At 60.6% G+C, this 18477-nt stretch carries 20 protein-coding genes; 14 read left to right on the top strand and 6 right to left on the bottom strand.

All coding sequences use genetic code 11. The features are described 5' to 3' along the window. Positions 1 to 60: 60 nt before the first annotated feature. On the top strand, positions 61 to 957 hold the full coding sequence (locus tag L8I05_RS13340; protein ID WP_242169471.1) for a LysR family transcriptional regulator: 897 nt from the start codon (positions 61 to 63) through the stop codon (positions 955 to 957). Between the two features lie 8 nt (positions 958 to 965). Here the strand turns inward: L8I05_RS13340 and L8I05_RS13335 are convergent, their stop codons facing one another. Further along, positions 966 to 1292, bottom strand: a complete 327-nt coding sequence (locus L8I05_RS13335; RefSeq protein ID WP_003170746.1) for a DUF883 family protein — start codon at positions 1290 to 1292, stop codon at positions 966 to 968. A 155-nt stretch (positions 1293 to 1447) separates the two neighbouring features. Between L8I05_RS13335 and L8I05_RS13330 the strand changes: the two genes are divergently transcribed. Both L8I05_RS13330 and L8I05_RS13325 read left to right on the top strand, forming a co-directional pair. Then, positions 1448 to 1663 (top strand): dodecin, encoded by a 216-nt coding sequence (locus L8I05_RS13330; RefSeq protein ID WP_016969657.1) that lies wholly within the window; start codon positions 1448 to 1450, stop codon positions 1661 to 1663. A 116-nt stretch (positions 1664 to 1779) separates the two neighbouring features. Next, positions 1780 to 2007 carry a DUF1161 domain-containing protein gene (locus tag L8I05_RS13325; RefSeq protein WP_242169469.1) on the top strand — a complete coding sequence of 76 codons (228 nt, stop codon included), beginning with the start codon at positions 1780 to 1782 and terminating at the stop codon, positions 2005 to 2007. A gap of 62 nt (positions 2008 to 2069) precedes the next feature. Here the strand turns inward: L8I05_RS13325 and L8I05_RS13320 are convergent, their stop codons facing one another. Then, the gene (locus L8I05_RS13320; RefSeq protein ID WP_110623920.1) at positions 2070 to 3071 is read right to left on the bottom strand and encodes an LLM class flavin-dependent oxidoreductase; all 1002 of its coding nucleotides are present in this window, start codon (positions 3069 to 3071) and stop codon (positions 2070 to 2072) included. Between the two features lie 217 nt (positions 3072 to 3288). Between L8I05_RS13320 and L8I05_RS13315 the strand changes: the two genes are divergently transcribed. Both L8I05_RS13315 and L8I05_RS13310 read left to right on the top strand, forming a co-directional pair. Then, positions 3289 to 3720, top strand: a complete 432-nt coding sequence (locus L8I05_RS13315; RefSeq protein WP_027608131.1) for an OsmC family protein — start codon at positions 3289 to 3291, stop codon at positions 3718 to 3720. A gap of 255 nt (positions 3721 to 3975) precedes the next feature. Next, complete coding sequence (locus L8I05_RS13310) at positions 3976 to 4215, top strand: DUF1161 domain-containing protein (RefSeq protein ID WP_064450020.1); 240 nt, start codon at positions 3976 to 3978, stop codon at positions 4213 to 4215. Here L8I05_RS13310 and L8I05_RS13305 read toward each other — a convergent pair whose 3' ends face one another. Next, complete coding sequence (locus L8I05_RS13305) at positions 4216 to 4638, bottom strand: hypothetical protein (RefSeq protein WP_242169467.1); 423 nt, start codon at positions 4636 to 4638, stop codon at positions 4216 to 4218. A gap of 141 nt (positions 4639 to 4779) precedes the next feature. Between L8I05_RS13305 and L8I05_RS13300 the strand changes: the two genes are divergently transcribed. Further along, entirely contained in the window at positions 4780 to 5823 is a 1044-nt protein-coding gene (locus tag L8I05_RS13300; RefSeq protein ID WP_242169465.1) for an aminopeptidase, read from the top strand. Positions 5824 to 5918: 95 nt separating this feature from the next. On the opposite strand, the gene L8I05_RS13295 is transcribed toward L8I05_RS13300, so the two are convergent. Together L8I05_RS13295 and L8I05_RS13290 are read right to left on the bottom strand one after the other, a co-directional pair. Further along, positions 5919 to 6578: an HAD family hydrolase gene (locus L8I05_RS13295; RefSeq protein ID WP_242169463.1), complete on the bottom strand. Its 660-nt coding sequence runs from the start codon at positions 6576 to 6578 to the stop codon at positions 5919 to 5921. After that, positions 6575 to 7117, bottom strand: coding sequence for a gamma carbonic anhydrase family protein (locus tag L8I05_RS13290; RefSeq protein WP_159953480.1), 543 nt, complete (start codon positions 7115 to 7117; stop codon positions 6575 to 6577). Before L8I05_RS13290 ends, L8I05_RS13295 begins: the two co-directional genes overlap by 4 nt. Positions 7118 to 7219: 102 nt before the next feature. Here L8I05_RS13290 and prlC point away from each other — a divergent pair, with 102 nt between their 5' ends. After that, a complete protein-coding gene (prlC, locus tag L8I05_RS13285; protein ID WP_242169462.1) occupies positions 7220 to 9271 on the top strand; it encodes an oligopeptidase A in 2052 nt (683 codons plus the stop codon). Then, on the top strand, positions 9268 to 9543 hold the full coding sequence (locus tag L8I05_RS13280; RefSeq protein WP_017528719.1) for a YheV family putative zinc ribbon protein: 276 nt from the start codon (positions 9268 to 9270) through the stop codon (positions 9541 to 9543). Before prlC ends, L8I05_RS13280 begins: the two co-directional genes overlap by 4 nt. Positions 9544 to 9855: 312 nt before the next feature. On the opposite strand, the gene L8I05_RS13275 is transcribed toward L8I05_RS13280, so the two are convergent. Continuing rightward, a complete protein-coding gene (locus tag L8I05_RS13275; protein ID WP_242169459.1) occupies positions 9856 to 10512 on the bottom strand; it encodes a dual specificity protein phosphatase family protein in 657 nt (218 codons plus the stop codon). A 274-nt stretch (positions 10513 to 10786) separates the two neighbouring features. Here L8I05_RS13275 and L8I05_RS13270 point away from each other — a divergent pair, with 274 nt between their 5' ends. From L8I05_RS13270 to L8I05_RS13245, 6 genes are all read left to right on the top strand, one after another. Then, the gene (locus L8I05_RS13270) at positions 10787 to 11539 is read left to right on the top strand and encodes a gluconate 2-dehydrogenase subunit 3 family protein (RefSeq protein WP_242169457.1); all 753 of its coding nucleotides are present in this window, start codon (positions 10787 to 10789) and stop codon (positions 11537 to 11539) included. Positions 11540 to 11541: 2 nt separating this feature from the next. Beyond that, on the top strand, positions 11542 to 13326 hold the full coding sequence (locus L8I05_RS13265; RefSeq protein ID WP_242169455.1) for a GMC family oxidoreductase: 1785 nt from the start codon (positions 11542 to 11544) through the stop codon (positions 13324 to 13326). A gap of 12 nt (positions 13327 to 13338) precedes the next feature. Continuing rightward, the gene (locus L8I05_RS13260) at positions 13339 to 14637 is read left to right on the top strand and encodes a cytochrome c (protein WP_242169453.1); all 1299 of its coding nucleotides are present in this window, start codon (positions 13339 to 13341) and stop codon (positions 14635 to 14637) included. 81 nt (positions 14638 to 14718) lie between these two features. Further along, positions 14719 to 15777, top strand: coding sequence for a PA0069 family radical SAM protein (locus L8I05_RS13255; protein ID WP_242169451.1), 1059 nt, complete (start codon positions 14719 to 14721; stop codon positions 15775 to 15777). A gap of 229 nt (positions 15778 to 16006) precedes the next feature. Continuing rightward, a complete protein-coding gene (locus L8I05_RS13250; protein ID WP_159953493.1) occupies positions 16007 to 16738 on the top strand; it encodes a carbonic anhydrase in 732 nt (243 codons plus the stop codon). A gap of 86 nt (positions 16739 to 16824) precedes the next feature. Further along, positions 16825 to 18366, top strand: a complete 1542-nt coding sequence (locus L8I05_RS13245; RefSeq protein ID WP_242169449.1) for a SulP family inorganic anion transporter — start codon at positions 16825 to 16827, stop codon at positions 18364 to 18366. Positions 18367 to 18477 lie beyond the last annotated feature (111 nt).

Raw genomic sequence — 18477 nt, 5'->3', positions numbered from 1 at the left:
CCCTGACGCGCTACGCTGAAAACCGATAAGATCGCCGTAACCTGTCAGGAAAACTCACAGATGAACCGAGACCTTCCGCCCCTCAACGCCTTGCGCGCGTTTGAAGCCACTGCCCGGCTCAACAGCGTCAGCCAGGCGGCTGAGCAACTCCATGTAACCCACGGCGCCGTCAGCCGACAGTTGAAGGTGCTTGAAGAGCATTTAGGTGTCAGCTTGTTCGCCAAGGACGGTCGCGGCCTTAAACTCACAGATGCCGGGGTTCGGCTGCGCGATGCCAGCGCTGAAGCCTTCGAGCGTTTAAGGGACGTTTGCGCCGAACTGACCCAGGCCAGCGCCGACGCACCTTTTGTGCTCGGGTGTTCGGGCAGTTTGCTGGCGCGCTGGTTGATCCCGCGCCTGGGTCGCTTGAACGCCGACTTGCCGGATTTGCGCCTGCACCTGTCGGCGGGTGACGGTGACCTCGACCCGCGACGCCCCGGCCTCGATGCCCTGCTGGTGTTCGCCGAACCGCCGTGGCCCGCAGATATGCAGGTGTACGAGTTGGCCAGCGAACGTATCGGCCCGGTGATGAGCCCGCGCTTCGCCGGTTACGAGCGCCTGCGTCAGGCACCGCCGCAAGCCCTGTGCGACGAAGCCCTGTTGCACACCACTTCCCGCCCGCAAGCCTGGCCGAGTTGGGCGCAGCGACACGGCATCGCGCCCGACGCGTTGAAACACGGCCAGGGGTTTGAGCATTTGTATTATTTGCTGGAGGCTGCGGTGGCAGGTTTGGGGGTGGCAATTGCGCCAGAACCGCTGGTGGCAGAGGACCTGCGAGCGGGTCGCCTGGTGGCGCCGTGGGGTTTCAGCGAAACCCCGGCGCACCTGGCGTTGTGGCTACCCAAGCGCGCCGCAGATGGGCGCGCGGGTCAGTTGGCGCAGTGGCTCAAGGCTGAGTTGCTGCGCCAGCCGTTGTAGCCGGTCAATCAGTCGCCGCGTTTGCACAGCAGGTAAGCTGCCAGCAGGCCCAGCGCGCCAACGGCAACGCCGGCGGTAGTCCATGGGTGCTCTTGTGCGTAGTCACGGGTTGCAACACCGGTTTCGCGGATTTTGACTTTGCTTTCTTCGTAGGCGTCGCTGATCAGGTGACGGGAATGCTTGAGTGCATTCTCGGCATTGCTTTTCAGGGCCTTCAGCGTTTTGCGCGACTCATCGGACGCATCATCCTTGAGGCTCTCAAGTGACTTGAGCAGGCTCGAAATCTCGGCTTCCATGCTTTCCAGCGACGCTTTGCGTAAAGAAGTGTTGGCCATGTGGACTCTCCTGAAGTGATTGAGTGGCATGTGTAGATACCGACTACGGCGTTTTCAGAAAGTGCAGTAAATCTGAACTTTCAGGTAGGAACAGTCGCCAGAAGCAGTACGAACATTGACTGCTACGCTGACTATAGACCTCAGGAGAAAACGCTATGTCTGATCATCACACGTACAAGAAAGTCGAACTGGTCGGTTCTTCGACCACCAGCATCGAAGACGCCATCAACAACGCAATCGCCGAGGCGCACAAGAGCATCAAGCACTTGGAGTGGTTTGAAGTGACCGAAACCCGTGGTCACATCAAGGACGGCAAGGCCGCGCACTTCCAGGTCACGCTGAAGGTGGGGTTCCGAATTGCCAGTAGTTGATCCGGTGAGTTGAACTTTGCTGACTGGCCGATTGCCATAACCTGCGCTACAAACAATGGGTGCCGATGCGATATGCGTCGGCACGCTCTTTTCGATCAGCGCAAGGAAAGTATCGGATGAAGAAGTTCCTGTTAGCGGTAGGTTTGTTGAGCATTGCGGGCACAGCCCTGGCGGCGGGCAAGCCTTGTGAAGAGCTTAAAAGTGAAATTGCAGCGAAAATCGACGCCAAGGGCGCTTCGGGTTATTCGCTGGAAGTGGTAGATAAAGGCGCAGCACCCAGCGACCACCAAGTCGTCGGCAGCTGCGAAGGCGGCACCAAGGAAATCGCCTACAAGCGCGGTTAATCCCGTGTTGCAGACATAAAAAACCGACGCGAGTGCGTCGGTTTTTTTTTGCCTTTGGGTTATCAGCCCTTCATCACCTGCGCCAGCAGCTCGTAGGAATGAATCCGGTCGGCATGTTCGTACAGGTCGCTGGTGAAGATCAGCTCATCGGCGCCGGTCTGTTCGATCAGCACCTCCAGTTTGGCACGGATCTTCGCCGGGCTGCCGACCATGGCCAGGCCGAGGAAACTGCCGACGGCGTCTTTTTCATGGGGCAGCCACAGGCCGTCCATGGTTTTTACCGGCGGGCGCTGCACCAGGCTCTGCCCGCGCATCAGCGCGAGGATGCGCTGGTACACCGAAGTGGCCAAGTAATCGGCTTGCTCGTCGGTGTCGGCGGCCACCAGCGGAATGCCGAGCATCACGTAGGGCTTGTCCAACACGGCGGAAGGCTTGAAGTGATTGCGATACACGCGAATCGCTTCGTGCATCAAACGCGGTGCGAAATGTGAGGCGAAGGCGTAGGGCAAACCGCGCTCACCGGCCAGCTGTGCGCTGAACAGGCTGGAACCGAGCAGCCACACCGGCACATTGGTGCCGGTGCCCGGAACGGCGATGATCCGTTGGTCGGGCGTGCGTGGGCCCAGGTAGGCCACCAGTTCGGCGACGTCATCCGGGAAGTCGTCCGCGCTGCCTGAGCGCTCACGGCGCAGGGCGCGCGCGGTCATCTGGTCGGAACCGGGGGCGCGGCCCAAACCCAGGTCGATACGGCCGGGATACAGGCTTTCCAGGGTGCCGAACTGTTCGGCAATCACCAACGGCGCGTGGTTGGGCAGCATGACGCCGCCGGAGCCGACGCGAATCGTCGAGGTGCCACCGGCCAAATAACCCAGCAATACCGAGGTAGCCGAACTGGCGATGCCGTCCATGTTGTGGTGCTCAGCCACCCAGAAACGGTTGTAGCCGAACTTTTCCACGTGTTGGGCCAAGTCCAGGGAGTTGCGCAACGATTGCGCGATGCTCCCGTTGGCGCGCACGGGCACGAGGTCGAGGGTCGAAAACTTCACGTCGGACAGCGATTTCATAAGCCTGCTTCTCCATTAGGTGCGCAGGCTTATAGACGAACCAAAACCTGCCGCTTCATGTGCATGGTCTATGCAATGAGGGCATATACCCGAGATTCAATAGCGGTCGGGTAAATTTCCTACTGAATTGCTAGGTTTCTCCGACAAGATGAACTTTGCCAGAGCTTCTATCCTCAGAACCCTTACTGAAGCAAAACCACCGTTCGAGGAGACCGCTATGAGTATCGTTAAAAAAGCATCCGCGCATTGGGAAGGTGATCTGAAGACAGGCCTGGGTTCCATTTCCACCGAAACCGGCGTGCTGCGCGAAGCGCCTTACGGCTTCAAGGCCCGTTTCGAAGGCGGCAAGGGCACAAACCCTGAAGAACTGATTGGCGCGGCGCACGCCGGCTGTTTCTCCATGGCGTTTTCCATGATTCTGGGTGATGCCGGCCTCAAGGCTGACAGCATTGATACCCAGGCTGAAGTGACCCTGGACCAGGTAGACGGTGGTTTTGCGATTACCGCTGTGCACTTGGTGCTCAAAGCCAAGATCCCGGGCGCAAGCCAGGCGCAGTTCGATGAGCTGAGCAAAAAGGCCAAGGAAGGCTGCCCAGTCTCCAAGGTGCTGAATGCAAAAATCAGCCTGGATGCCACGCTCGTCAGCTAATGCGGTCTGCGTAACACCGTAGATCCAATCAATGTGGGAGCTGGTTTGTGTGGGAGCCGGGCTTGCCCGCGATAGGGACACCTCGGTTTTTCAGTTGCACCGAGGTGAGGCCATCGCAGGCAAGCCAGCTCCCACACAAGCCCGCTCCCACATTTAGTTATGCGCTAAATCAGAACTCGTGTTTCCCCGATGTGGTCCTATACGCTATGCAGCCTAGGCGCACACCCGTGCGCATGCATTCAGGGAGCTACACACATGAAACGTTTTGCCTTGGCGATCATCTGCGGTGTTTTGGCCACTTCGGCCGTGGCCGCGCCAAAAGATTGTGAAGAGCTCAGGAAAGAAATCGAGGTCAAGATCCAGGCTAACGCCGTGCCGTCCTACACCCTTGAGGTTGTCAGCAAGGAAGAAGCCGACAAGCACGACAGCGCCATGGTCGTCGGCAGCTGTGAGAACGGCACCAAAGCCATCGTCTACCAGAAGAACAACGACTGATCAGATGCAGTTAACGCTGCGTTCTTGCGCCAGCAACTGACGCGCTGAGTTGTACAGCCGAATGTTGGGCGTAAAGGCCAGCGAGCGCCCTTCCAGCACATAGTGCTGGCCTGCCTGGAAGTTGTCGTACTGCAAGGTCATGAAGCAGGTTCGGTCGTGCGTTTGGTCCAGCCCGCCAAAGCCTGCCCCTGTGTTCACCTCGAAATCAAAGCGCACCATTAATTCGTGGCTGCCCGGTGGCACCTGGAAAAAACGCCCGTCGTTGAGGTTCTTGCCATCCAGGCGCTGAGCCATGACCAACTTGGCGCCCGGCGTGGGGGTGATGAAATCGACCCAGGCCTGGTGCGGGTCTGCGGGCGGAATCGGCGTCGAAGCGCAGGCGCTGAGAAACAGGGCGGTGATGGGAAGCAAGAGCTGGCGCATGGCAGGCACTCAACGTAAGTAGGAGTTGAGCCTGGCACCGATGGCAGCAGACTCCTCATGAGTATAAACACGCTTGGGCATGGAAAAATTCCGCGTGGGCAGGATAGTCTGGCGAGCCAATCACCCAGGAGCAGTCGGAGCATGTTGAGGCGTTTTCTTCCAGGGTTAATGGTTGTGCTGCTCAGCGGCTGTTCCAGTGTCAGTTATTACAGCCAGTTGGCCAGCGGCCAGTGGCAATTGCTGCGGGCTCGCGAGCCGGTTGCCGAGGTCATCGCGGACCCTTCTCGCCCACAGGTATTGCGTGATCACCTGGTGCAATCGCAGAAGGCACGCGCCTTTGCCAGTGAACACCTGCACCTGCCCGACAACCAGAGTTACCGGTTGTACGCCGACATTGGCCGGCCTTATGTGGTCTGGAACGTCTTTGCCACGACGGAATTTTCCCTCTCCCCCCAAACCCATTGCTTCCCGATTGCCGGATGCGTCGCCTATCGCGGTTATTACAACCAAGGCGCGGCGCGCGGCGCGGCGGCGTTGTTGCGGCAACAAGGCATGGACGTGTCGATTGGCGGCGTCGAGGCCTACTCCACCCTGGGTTGGTTCAACGACCCGATCATGAGTTCGATGATGAACTGGGGTGACGAGCGCCTGGCCACGCTGATCTTCCATGAGCTGGCGCACCAGCGGTTTTATGTAAAGGACGACACCGAGTTCAACGAGTCATATGCCAACTTCGTCGAGCAGGAAGGCACGCGCCAGTGGCGTGCGGCGCGGGGCTTGGCGCCTCTGAGCAATGCGACGTTGCAGCAGCGTGATCAGTTTATCCGGCTGGTGCTTGATACCCGCAAACGCCTGGAAGCGCTCTACGCACAGCCGTTGGCAGCCGATGTGATGCGCCAGGCCAAGGCGGCGCAGTTCGAGCGTTTGCGCAGTGAGTATCGGCACATGCGCGATAGCCAATGGGGCGGCGACAAGCGTTATGACCTGTGGATCAACCAGCCGCTGAACAACGCGCGGCTGTTGCCATTTGGGCTGTATGACCAATGGGTGCCGGCGTTTGCGGCGTTGTTTGCGCAGGAAGGTGGGGATTGGGTGAAGTTCTATGCGGCGGTGGAGAAGCTGGGTGGGTTGCCGGTGGAGCAGCGTAAGGCGGCGTTGCGGCAGTTGGAGGGTGGTGGCCGTTAGGGCCTCATCGCAGGCAAGCCAGCTCCCACATTCGACCGCATTCTCATGTTGAAACTCGGTCAAGTGTGGGAGCGGGCTTGCTCGCGAAAGCGGCCTCAAGCGCGCTGCAAAAACGCCTGATGCATCTGCTCCAGCGTCTCAAAATGCCAGGTCGGCGCCTCGGCGTTCAGCTCTTCAAAACTGCCAAACCCATACCCCACCGCCGCCGAATCCAGCCCATTGCTGCGCGCGCCGATCAGGTCATGCTTGCGATCACCAATCATCAAGGTGGTCGCCGGGTCCAGGCGCTCTTCACTCATCAAGTGCGCAATCAACTCGACTTTGTTGGTGCACGTGCCGTCCAGTTCGCTGCCGTAGATCACTTTGAAGTGCTTGGCAAAATCGAAATGCCGGGCAATCTCGCGGGCGAACACCCACGGCTTGGACGTGGCCACATACAGCTGGCGGCCCTGGCCGTTCAGCTCTTCCAGCAGCGGCATCACGCCGTCGAACACGCGGTTTTCATACAGCCCGGTGACCTTGAAACGCTCGCGGTAGAAATTCACCGCTTCCCAGGCCTTGGCCTCATCAAAGCCGTAGAACTGCATGAAGGCTTGCAGCAGCGGCGGGCCGATAAAGTGTTCCAGCCTGGTCAGGTCCGGTTCATCGATGCCGAGCTTGGCGAGGGCGTACTGGATCGAACGGGTAATGCCCTCGCGCGGGTCGGTCAGGGTGCCATCCAGGTCGAACAGGACGGTTTGGTAACGCTGGGTCATCGGTCGAATCCTTCCGCCAGGTGCAGGTCTTTGAGCTTCACGTAGTTCGCCGCGCTGTAGGTGAAAAAGGCGCGTTCCTTGTCAGTCAGCGCGCGGACTTGTTTAACCGGGCTGCCCACGTACAAAAAACCGCTCTCGAGTTTTTTGCCCGGTGGCACCAGGCTGCCGGCGCCGATGATCACGTCGTCTTCCACCACCGCGCCGTCCATTACGATGCTGCCCATGCCGATCAGGATGCGGTTGCCGACGCTGCAGCCGTGCAGCATGACTTTGTGGGCGATGGTCACGTCATCACCGATCAGCAGTGGGAAGCCGTCAGGATTGAACGGCCCGGCGTGGGTAATGTGCAGCACGCAGCCGTCCTGCACGCTGGTGCGCGCACCGATGCGGATGCGGTGCATGTCGCCGCGAATCACGGTCAGCGGCCAAACCGAGCTGTCGGCGCCGATTTCGACATCGCCGATCACCACCGCCGAAATATCGACAAAAGCCCCGGCGCCCAGGGTTGGCGTGTGGTTCTGATAGGTGCGAAGGGTCACGATAGCCTCTCTCTTGTGTGCTGATAGCTGCGGTGGGTGTTGATTGTAATTAAGATGGCCCCATCTTTGTTCTTACATGTTTCTTCAGCCAAGGTGCCAACCGTGAGCGCGAACAACCCTCTTCTGCAGTCCTACGACCTGCCGCCGTTCTCGGCGATCCGTGCCGAGCACGTACAGCCGGCCATTGAACAGATCCTCGCCGACAACCGCGTCGCCATCGAAGGCATCCTGCAAAGCCAGGGTAAAAATCCGACATGGGCCGGGCTGGTGCTGGCGATGGACGAATTGAATGACCGACTGGGCGCGGCCTGGAGCCCGGTCAGCCACCTGAATGCCGTGTGCAACAGTGCCGAGTTGCGTGAAGCCTATGAGGCTTGCCTGCCGGCATTGAGCGCTTACTCCACCGAGATGGGCCAGAACCGCGCGCTGTTCCAGGCCTTTGAAGCCCTGGCCAACAGCCCGGAAGCCGCCGGTTTCGACGTGGCGCAAAAAACCATCCTCGAGCACTCGCTGCGCGACTTCCGCTTGTCGGGTATCGATTTGCCGCCTGAGCAGCAAAAGCGTTACGCCGAAGTGCAGAGCAAGCTCTCCGAGCTGTGCAGCAAATTTTCCAACCAACTGTTGGACGCCACCCAAGCCTGGACCAAACACGTCACCGATGAAGCCACCCTCGCCGGCCTGACCGACTCGGCCAAGGCGCAAATGGCCGCCGCCGCCCAGGCCAAAGGCCTCGACGGCTGGCTGATCACCCTGGAATTCCCCAGCTACTACGCGGTGATGACCTACGCCCACGACCGCGCCCTGCGCGAAGAGGTCTACGCGGCCTACTGCACTCGTGCGTCGGACCAAGGCCCGAATGCCGGTAAGAATGATAACGGCCCGGTGATGGAACAGATCCTCGACTTGCGTCAGGAGCTGGCCAAGCTGTTGGGCTACGCCTCGTTCTCCGAGCTAAGCCTGGCCACCAAGATGGCCGAGTCCAGCGACCAGGTGCTGAGCTTTCTGCGCGACCTGGCCAAGCGCAGCAAGCCGTTTGCCGCCCAGGACCTGCAACAGCTCAAGGCTTACGCTGCCGAACAAGGCTGCGCCGACCTGCAAAGTTGGGACAGCGGTTTCTACGGCGAAAAACTCCGTGAGCAACGTTACAGCGTGTCTCAGGAAGCCCTGCGCGCCTACTTCCCGATCGACAAAGTACTGGGCGGCCTGTTCGCCATCGTCCAACGCCTTTACGGCATCGAAATCGCCGAGCAAAAAGGCTTCGACACCTGGCATCCGGACGTTCGCCTGTTTGAAATCAAGGAAAACGGCCAACATGTCGGGCGTTTCTTCTTCGACCTGTACGCCCGCGCCAACAAGCGTGGCGGTGCCTGGATGGACGGCGCGCGCGACCGTCGCCGCACCGTCGACGGCGTGCTGCAAAGCCCGGTGGCCAACCTGGTGTGCAACTTCACCCCGGCCGACAGCGGCAAGCCTGCCCTGCTGACCCACGATGAAGTGACCACCCTGTTCCACGAATTCGGCCACGGCCTGCACCACCTGCTGACCCGCGTCGAACACGCCGGCGTGTCCGGCATCAACGGCGTGGCGTGGGATGCGGTGGAATTGCCAAGCCAGTTTATGGAGAACTGGTGCTGGGAGCCGGAAGGCCTGGCGCTGATCTCCGGCCACTATGAAACCGGCGAGCCGCTGCCTCAGGACCTGCTGGAAAAAATGCTCGCGGCGAAAAACTTCCAGTCCGGCCTGATGATGGTGCGCCAGCTGGAATTCTCGCTGTTCGACTTCGAGCTGCACGCCACCCATGGCGATGGCCGCAGCGTGGCGCAAGTGCTGGAAGGCGTGCGCGATGAAGTCTCGGTGATGCGCCCACCTGCGTACAACCGCTTCCCTAACAGCTTCGCGCACATCTTCGCCGGCGGTTACGCGGCGGGTTACTACAGCTACAAGTGGGCGGAAGTGTTGTCGGCGGATGCCTTCTCCAAGTTTGAAGAAGACGGCGTGCTCAATGCCGAAACCGGACGCGCGTTCCGCGAAGCCATTCTGGCTCGTGGCGGTTCCCAAGCGCCGATGGTGCTGTTCGTCGACTTCCGCGGACGGGCGCCGTCGATTGACGCACTCTTGCGCCACAGCGGCCTGAGTGAGGACGCGGCAGCATGAGTGAAGGGCCTGTGATCACCAAGAAGCAATTTATCGCCGGGGCGGTCTGCCCGGCGTGCAGCGAGCCGGACAAGTTGAAAATGTGGACCGAGGACAGCGTGCCACACCGTGAGTGTGTGGCCTGCGGTTATACCGACACGTTGAATGACCAAGGTCTGTCGGTGCCCAAGGAATTGGGCACGCGGGTCAATACATCGGCGTTGAAAGCGCCGGCGGACCCGAAAGTGCAGGCGGTGCAGTTTTTCCCCAACCCCAAGCTGAAAAAAGACTGACGCCCGCCCCCACTGGCTGTGGGGGCGCGACTTCTGTGGGATCTGGCTTGTTGTGGCGAGCGGGCTTGCCCCGCGTTGGGATGCGAAGCGGCCCCAAAACCTGACGACCGAGTTCTATTTGGATGAACTCGGCGCCTGTAATGGGGCTGCTACGCAGCCCAACGCGGGGCAAGCCCGCTCGCCACGGAGGATTGTTGTGTAGATACCTATGCTGCGATAGCCTCAACGCGGCGCAACTGATACACCTACACCGCGTTGCCTGCATCACGGGCAAGCCCGGCTTCCACAGCCCACAGCCCACAGAAAGACGCGCTACAATTTTTTCTCGTCTTTGCCCGTTGTAGTGATCCAATCTTCCATCGAGCACAGCGCAAACGCGCTGGTGCTGCAATCGCCATTCGCCAAGGCTGTGCGTAACTTGTCGACATCGGCCTTCATCATGTAGCGAACGCTGTCCTTGAAGCCACTGCTGCTACCGAAGCCGCCCAAGGTCATCTCGTTCAGCGCATCTTCCTTGCTCCAGCCCTGGATCACCACGCGATACATGGCCGCCATCAGGCCGGTGCGGTCGGAGCCATGTTTGCAGTGCATCAGCACCGGGCCATGGGTTTCGGCATCCTGGATCGCCCTTAGCGCAGCGAGTACGTCGGAATCGTCGACGTGGTTGGTGCGATAAGTCAGCTGCACCTGTTTGATATCAGATGTCTTCAGCCACGACGCATCAGATTCCGGCAAAAAATTGATTACCGTGCCGATCTTCAGATTTTTCAAAACCGGTAGCGCATCGCTGTTTGGCAATGCGCTGCGATACAGCGTGGGCGTCATTTGGTGCAGATTGAATTGGTCGCCCACCGGCTGCGCCCATTCCGCTGAACGCAGCGAGGAAGAGCCGTCGGCCTGGGCCTGGGCGGTGGCGAACAAGGCCAGGAACGCCATGCCGAGGGCAGGCAGCAATCGAATCTCGAACATGCGCGTTGTAACCGAGTAGGGAAATGGCTGATGGGCCACAGATTCGCCTGCGGGGGGTCAACGCGGCGTGAGGTTATCGTCAAAGAATCGTGAATACCCGGCCTGATCCGGTGTTTTTCTCGCTGAATCGATTCCTCTGAATGCTTAGCCTGCTATCATTTGTAACTATTGATTGCCGGTGTGTTCTATCCCTTTGGATCCCATTTCCTGGCAAGTCTTCACGCTGCTCCCAGAAGCGGCGGATAAACCCGTGACCACATGATGAGGTGCACCCATGTCTGATCAAGATCAAGACAACCCCCGGCGTGACTTTTTACGCAAATCCTTGACCTTGATCCCGGTGGTCACGGTTGCCAGCACCGGCTTTGGTGGCTCGATGTTGATGGCCACGCCGGAGCCGGCCCAGGCCGCCGAAGCTAAACCGCCGGTCAGCGACAAAGCCTATGAGCCGAGCTACTTCAGCGCCGAAGAGTGGGCGTTTATCAACGCCGCCGTTGCGCGTTTGATTCCTGCTGACGCCCAAGGCCCTGGCGCCCTGGAAGCCGGCGCGCCGGAATACATCGACCGCCAGATGAACACGCCGTATGCCGCCGGCGCGCTGTGGTTCATGCAAGGCCCGTTCAACGCCGACGCGGCGCCGGAGATGGGCTGGCAGAGCAAACTGGTGCCCAAGGACATCTATCGCCTGGGCATTGCCGCCACGGATGCATGGTCGAAGGCGTTCAATGGGAAAGCTTTTGCTGCTCAAGACAGCGCTACCCAGGACGACATGCTGCGGCGTATGGAGGCGGGCGGCGGCGAAATGAACGCGCATTTCGAGGCAGTGCCGGCGAAGATGTTTTTCAACCTGCTGCTGCAAAACACCAAGGAAGGCTTCTTCTGCGACCCGATCCACGGTGGCAACAAAGGCATGGTCGGCTGGACCATGATCGGCTTCCCCGGCGCCCGCGCCGATTTCATGGACTGGGTTGAACGCAACGAGCAATACCCCTTCCCGGCTGTTTCCATTCGCGGCGAGAGGGCATAAACGTGGCGACCATCATGAAGAAAGTGGATGCGGTGATCGTCGGTTTCGGTTGGACCGGCGCGATCATGGCCAAGGAGCTTACGGAGGCTGGCCTCAACGTGGTAGCGCTGGAGCGCGGCCCGATGCAGGACACTTACCCGGACGGCAACTATCCCCAGGTCATCGACGAACTGACCTACAGCGTGCGTAAAAAACTCTTCCAGGACATTTCCAAGGAGACGGTGACGATTCGCCATAGCGTGAAAGACGTCGCCCTGCCCAACCGTCAGTTGGGCGCGTTCCTGCCGGGCAATGGCGTGGGCGGTGCAGGCCTGCACTGGTCGGGCGTGCATTTTCGTGTCGACCCGATCGAGTTGCGCATGCGCAGCCACTACGAAGAGCGCTACGGCAAGAACTTCATTCCCAAGGATATGACCATCCAGGACTTCGGCGTGAGCTACGAAGAGCTGGAGCCGTTTTTCGACTACGCGGAAAAAGTCTTCGGCACCTCCGGCCAGGCCTGGACGGTGAAAGGCCAGTTGGTGGGCGAAGGCCGAGGCGGCAACCCGTATGCGCCGGATCGCTCCAACCCGTTCCCGTTGGAAGCGCAGAAAAACACCGTCTCCGCACAGCTGTTTCAGAAAGCGGCTGCCGAGGTCGGTTACAAACCCTACAACTTGCCGTCAGCCAACACCTCGGGGCCGTACACTAACCCTTACGGCGCGCAGATGGGCCCGTGCAACTTCTGCGGTTTCTGCAGCGGCTACGTGTGCTACATGTACTCCAAGGCTTCGCCGAACGTGAACATCCTGCCGGCGCTGCGTCAGGTGCCGAACTTTGAGCTGCGGGCCAATTCCCACGTGCTCAAGGTCAACCTCGACAGCACCAAGAGCAAGGCCACTGGCGTGACCTATATCGACGCCCAGGGGCGCGAATGCGAGCAGCCGGCAGACCTGGTGATCATCGGTTCTTTCCAGTTCAACAACGTGCGGCTGATGCTGCTGTCGGGCATCGGCAAGCCTTACGACCCGATTACCAATGAGGGCGTGGTCGGCAGGAACTTCGCCTACCAGAACATGGGCACCATCAAGGCCTTCTTCGACAAGGACACCCACACCAACAACTTCATCGGTGCGGGCGGCAATGGCGTGGCCATTGATGATTTCAACGCGGATAACTTCGACCACGGGCCGCACGGCTTTGTCGGCGGTTCGCCGATGTGGGTCAACCAGGCCGGTAGCCGGCCGATTGCCGGTACGTCCAACCCACCCGGCACCCCGGCCTGGGGCAGTGCCTGGAAGCGCGCGACCGCCGATTACTACACCCACCAGGTGTCGATGGACTCCCACGGTGCGCATCAATCCTACCGGGGCAACTATCTGGATCTGGACCCGGTGTATCGCGATGCCTACGGCCTGCCCTTGCTGCGGATGACGTTCGACTGGCAGGAAAACGACATCAAGATGAACCGCTTCATGATGGAGAAAATGGGCAAGGTCGCAGCTGCGATGAACCCGAAGGCCATCGCCGTGCTCGGCAAAAAAGTCGGTGAGCACTTCAACACCGCGTCCTACCAGACCACCCACCTCAACGGTGGCGCAATCATGGGCACCGACCCGAAAACCAGTGCGTTGAACCGCTACCTGCAATCCTGGGACGTACACAACGTGTTTGTCCCCGGCGCGTCGGCTTTCCCACAAGGCTTGGGCTACAACCCTACTGGGCTGGTGGCGGCGTTGACCTACTGGTCGGCGCGGGCGATCCGCGAGCAGTACCTGAAAAACCCCGGCCCACTGGTTCAGGCATAAGGAGCGATGACCATGAAAGCACTTGTTATCGCGAGTTTCGCCCTGTTCAGCAGCTGCTCGGTGAGCGCCGCCGAAACCGACTTGATCAAGCAAGGCGAATACCTGGCCCGCGCCGGTGACTGCGTGGCCTGCCACACCGCCAAGGGCGGCAAACCCTTTGCGGGCGGCCTGCCGATGGAAACCCCGATCGGCGTGATTTACTCCACCAACATCACCCCGGACAAGACTGGGCTGGGCGACTACAGCTTCGAGGACTTCGACAAGGCCGTGCGCCATGGCGTCGCCAAGAACGGCAGTACGCTTTACCCGGCGATGCCGTATCCGTCCTACGCGCGTGTCAGCGACAGCGACATGCAGGCGTTGTATGCGTACTTCATGAAGGGTGTTGAGCCGGTCGCCCAAGAAAACAAGGACAGCGATATTCCGTGGCCCTTGAGCATGCGCTGGCCATTGGCGGCCTGGCGCTGGATGTTTGCGCCGACGGTCGAGGAGCATCCGCCACAAGCGGCTGCCGACCCTGTAGTCAGCCGGGGCGCCTATCTGGTTGAAGGCCTCGGCCACTGTGGCGCCTGCCATACACCGCGTGCCCTGACCATGCAGGAAAAAGCCCTCAGTGCTACTGACGGCAACGCGTTCCTGTCCGGCAGCGCGCCGTTGGAGGGCTGGATTGCGAAAAGCCTGCGTGGCGATCACAAGGACGGCCTCGGCAGTTGGAGCGAGGAGCAACTGGTGCAATTCCTCAAGACCGGTCGCAGTGATCGCAGCGCAGTGTTTGGCGGCATGAGCGACGTTGTGGTCCACAGCATGCAATACATGTCCCAGGACGACCTGACCGCCATCGCCCGTTACCTCAAGAGCCTGCCGGCGGTCGATCCCAAGGACCAGCCGCACCAGTACGACAAACAGGTCGCCGAGGCGCTGTGGAAAGGTGACGACAGCAAGCCGGGCGCGTCGGTGTACATCGACAACTGCGCGGCCTGCCACCGTACCGACGGCCATGGCTATACGCGGGTGTTCCCGGCGCTGGCGGGTAACCCGGTGTTGCAGACGGCGGATGCCACGTCATTGATCAACATCGTGTTGAACGGCGGCACCCTGCCGGCTACGCACACGGCGCCTTCGACCTTTACCATGCCGGCGTTTGCCTGGCGGTTGTCGGACCAGGAAGTGGCGGATGTGGTCAGTTTCGTCCGTGGCAGCTGGGGCAATAAAGGCGCGCCGGTAAAAGCCAGCGATGTGGCGGACCTGCGCAAGAGTGATATGCGCACCACCTCGGGCGATGACCTGGGGCAGGTGACCCAAAAGCACTGAGCCCGTGCTGGCCGCTAAACGGCACTGGTCATAACGACGACGCTCCTATACTGTATATAAAAACAGTATAGGGGCGTTTTCATGTCTGCACCTCTGCCGCCCCGTGGCCGGGGCACGGCGACCAACCTGCACAACCGTTTTGCGCCGACTGTCAGTGTGGCCGAGGATGACGGCTGGTTTCAGGAAGTGCCGCCAACCCAGGGCACTGAAGTGCGTATCGAAACGGCCAAGAGCATCATCACCCGCAACAACTCGCCGGACCTGCCGTTCGATCGCTCGATCAACCCCTATCGCGGCTGTGAACATGGCTGCATCTACTGCTATGCGCGGCCCAGCCATGCTTATTGGGATATGTCGCCGGGGCTGGATTTCGAAACCAGGCTGATCGCCAAGACCAATGCCGCCGATGTGCTGGAACAACAGCTGTCCAAGCCGGGCTATGTGTGTGCGCCGATCAACCTGGGTTCCAATACCGACCCGTACCAGCCCATCGAGCGCGAATACAAGATCACGCGGCAAACCCTCGAAGTGCTGCTGCGCTACCGGCACCCGGTGACCATCATCACCAAGGGTTCGTTGATACTGCGCGATCTCGACCTGCTGAGCGAGCTGGCCCGGCAGCGGCTGGTGGCGGTGATGATCAGCCTCACCAGCCTGGACGACGAGCTCAAGCGCATCCTGGAGCCACGCACGGCGGCGCCCAAGGCGCGCTTGCGGGCGATACGGGTGATGCGTGACGCCGGCATCCCGGTGGGCGTGCTGTGCTCGCCGATGATTCCGATGATCAACGACAGCGAGCTCGAAAGCCTGCTGGCCGAAGCCCACGCGGCCGGCGCGCAAAGTGCGGCCTATATGATGCTGCGCCTGCCATTGGAGGTGGCGCCGCTGTTCGAGGAGTGGCTGGCGGCGCATTACCCGCAGCGTGCGGCCCATGTGATGAGCCTGGTTCGCCAGGTGCGCGGCGGTGAGGTATACGACAGCCGTTTCGGTGTGCGCATGCGTGGCGAGGGGCCGTTTGCCGATCTGCTGGCACAGCGTTTCAGCAAGGCGATCAAGCGCCTGGGGCTGAATCGTCGCGAAGGCTTCAACCTGGATTGCACGGCGTTCTGTCCACCGGGCAGACAGATGGCTTTGTTGTAAACTGAAGGGGATCAACCCAACGCTTGCGTAGGAATGGTCGCGTTTTGATATCACTGAAACCCGCGAGCTAGAGCGTTTCATTCAGTTTGAGTTAAGTTTCGGTGGTTACCTTGTTCAGCGAGTGACTGATCAGTCGGCGCGTTGGGTGTGTGGTGTTTACAACTATTGCACAGGCCAGGCGTCAGAACTGAGTTGAGCCACTCCCCTGCCTTAATCAAGAGGATGAATTATGAGTGACAAGGATAAACAGCCGTTGGCTGCGTCGGCTTCAGCCCCTCACGAGGCCGAGTCCGCCGATGCAGCGCTAAAGCACATCGTTGACGGCTTTTTGCATTTCCATCACGACGTCTTCCCGCAGCAGGAAGAACTCTTCAAGAAACTCGCCACGGCCCAGAGCCCACGGGCGATGTTCATTACCTGCGCCGATTCGCGCATCGTGCCTGAGCTGATCACCCAGAGCTCCCCCGGCGACCTGTTCGTGACGCGTAACGTCGGCAACGTGGTGCCGCCTTATGGCCAGATGAACGGCGGTGTTTCCACGGCCATCGAGTACGCGGTACTCGCCCTGGGCGTGCAGCACATCATCGTTTGCGGGCATTCCGACTGCGGCGCCATGCGCGCGGTACTCAACCCCCAGAGCCTGGAAAAGATGCCAACGGTGCGTGCCTGGTTGCGCCACGCCGAAGTCGCCAAGTCGATGGTTGAGGACAACTGCGACTGCGCCAATGAGCACGAAAGCATGAAGGTGCTGACGGAAGAAAACGTTATCGCCCAGTTGCAGCACCTGCGCACCCACCCTTCCGTGGCTTCGCGCATGGCCAATGGTCAGTTGTTTATCCATGGCTGGATCTACAACATCGAGACCAGTGAAATCCGTGCTTACGACGCGGATCAAGCGGCGTTCCGATCGCTGAGCGGCGACGGGCCGATCCCTTGCGCGACGCCTAAAGCGCGCTTCTAAAAACACTTCCCTGCCGGGTAAAGCGGTGGCTGCCATGGACGCAGCCAGGCTTTGCCGCGCCCGGCGAATGCCTCGGGAGAGTCATCATGCGTGCTGCTCAATTGAAAGCTGTATTGCCACGGGAGCTGCTCGCGTCTGTGGTTGTGTTTCTGGTCGCCCTGCCCTTGTGCATGGGCATCGCGATTGCGTCCGGCATGCCGCCGGCCAAAGGGCTGATCACCGGGATTATCGGTGGCCTGGTGGTGGGCTGGCTGGCGGGATCGCCGCTGCAAGTCAGCGGGCCTGCCGCAGGGTTGGCGGTGTTGGTGTTCGAGCTGGTCCGCCAGCACGGCATGATGATGCTGGGGCCGATCCTGTTGTTGGCGGGGTTCCTGCAACTGGTGGCCGGGCGTTTGCGCCTGGGCTGCTGGTTTCGTGTCACCGCGCCGGCCGTGGTGTACGGCATGCTGGCCGGTATCGGCGTGTTGATTGTGCTGTCGCAGGTGCATGTGATGCTCGACGGTGCGCCCAAGCCTTCGGGGCTGGATAACCTGGCGGGCTTCCCGGCCGCCTTGGTTGAGGCGATTCCGACCCTCGGTGGTGGCCTGGGTTGGCAGGCCGGTTTGCTCGGCTTATCGACAATGCTGGTGATGTACCTGTGGGATAAATTCCGCCCGCAAACACTGCGCTTCGTGCCGGGCGCCTTGCTGGGCGTGGGCTTGGCAACCGTCACCAGCCTGGTGCTGGCGTTGCAGGTCAAGCGCGTGGAAGTCCCGGAAAACCTGGCCGACGCCATCGACTGGCTACGCCCCAGCGACTTGCTGAACCTGGCCGATCCACAGTTGTTGATCGCCGCATTTGCCGTGGCCTTTATCGCCAGCGCCGAGACCCTGCTGTCTGCCGCAGCGGTTGACCGCATGCACAGTGGCCAGCGTTCCGACTTCGATAAGGAATTGTCTGCACAAGGCATGGGCAACATGCTGTGCGGGCTGGTCGGTGCCCTGCCGATGACCGGCGTGATCGTGCGCAGCTCGGCCAACGTGCAGGCGGGCGCCACCACGCGCTTGTCGGCGATGTTCCACGGTGTGTGGCTGCTGGGGTTCGTGTTGTTGCTGTCGAGCGTGCTGCAAAGCATTCCGGTCGCGAGCCTGGCGGGCGTGCTGGTGTACACCGGGATCAAGCTGGTGGACGTCAAGGCGTTCAAGGCATTGGGACGCTACGGGCGGATGCCGATGTTCACCTATGCCGCGACGGCGCTGGCGATCATCTTCACTGATCTGCTGACTGGCGTGTTGGTGGGCTTCGGGCTGACGCTATTGAAACTGGCGTTCAAGGCTTCGCGGCTGAAGGTCAGCCTGATCGACCTGCCTCAGGCCGGTGAGATGGAACTGCGTTTGACCGGCGCGGCGACATTCCTGAAAGTACCGGCGCTGACCCAAGTGCTGTCGACGGTGCCCGCAGGGACCACGTTGCATGTGCCGCTGAGCAACCTGAGCTACATCGACCACGCCTGCCTGGAGTTGCTGGAGGAATGGGGTCGGGCCAATGCGGCCAAGGGCTCTACGCTGGTGATCGAGGCGCGTGGGTTGAAGCGCCGGCTGGAAGGCCGGGTGCGCACGACGGTGGGGATAGGTTCGGCACCTGTCTGAACACCACAAAACACTGTGGGAGCGGGCTTGCCCGCGATGAGGGAGTGTCAGTCAACACATTGGCTGACTGACACACCGCCATCGCGGGCAAGCCCGCTCCCACATGTGATC

The organism is Pseudomonas sp. MONT-RG-20F-20-E-7-02 (assembly GCF_022662395.1).
GTDB lineage: Bacteria > Pseudomonadota > Gammaproteobacteria > Pseudomonadales > Pseudomonadaceae > Aquipseudomonas.
Note: the sequence above shows the minus strand (reverse complement) of the source record. Positions and strands in the feature narration are given on the sequence as shown.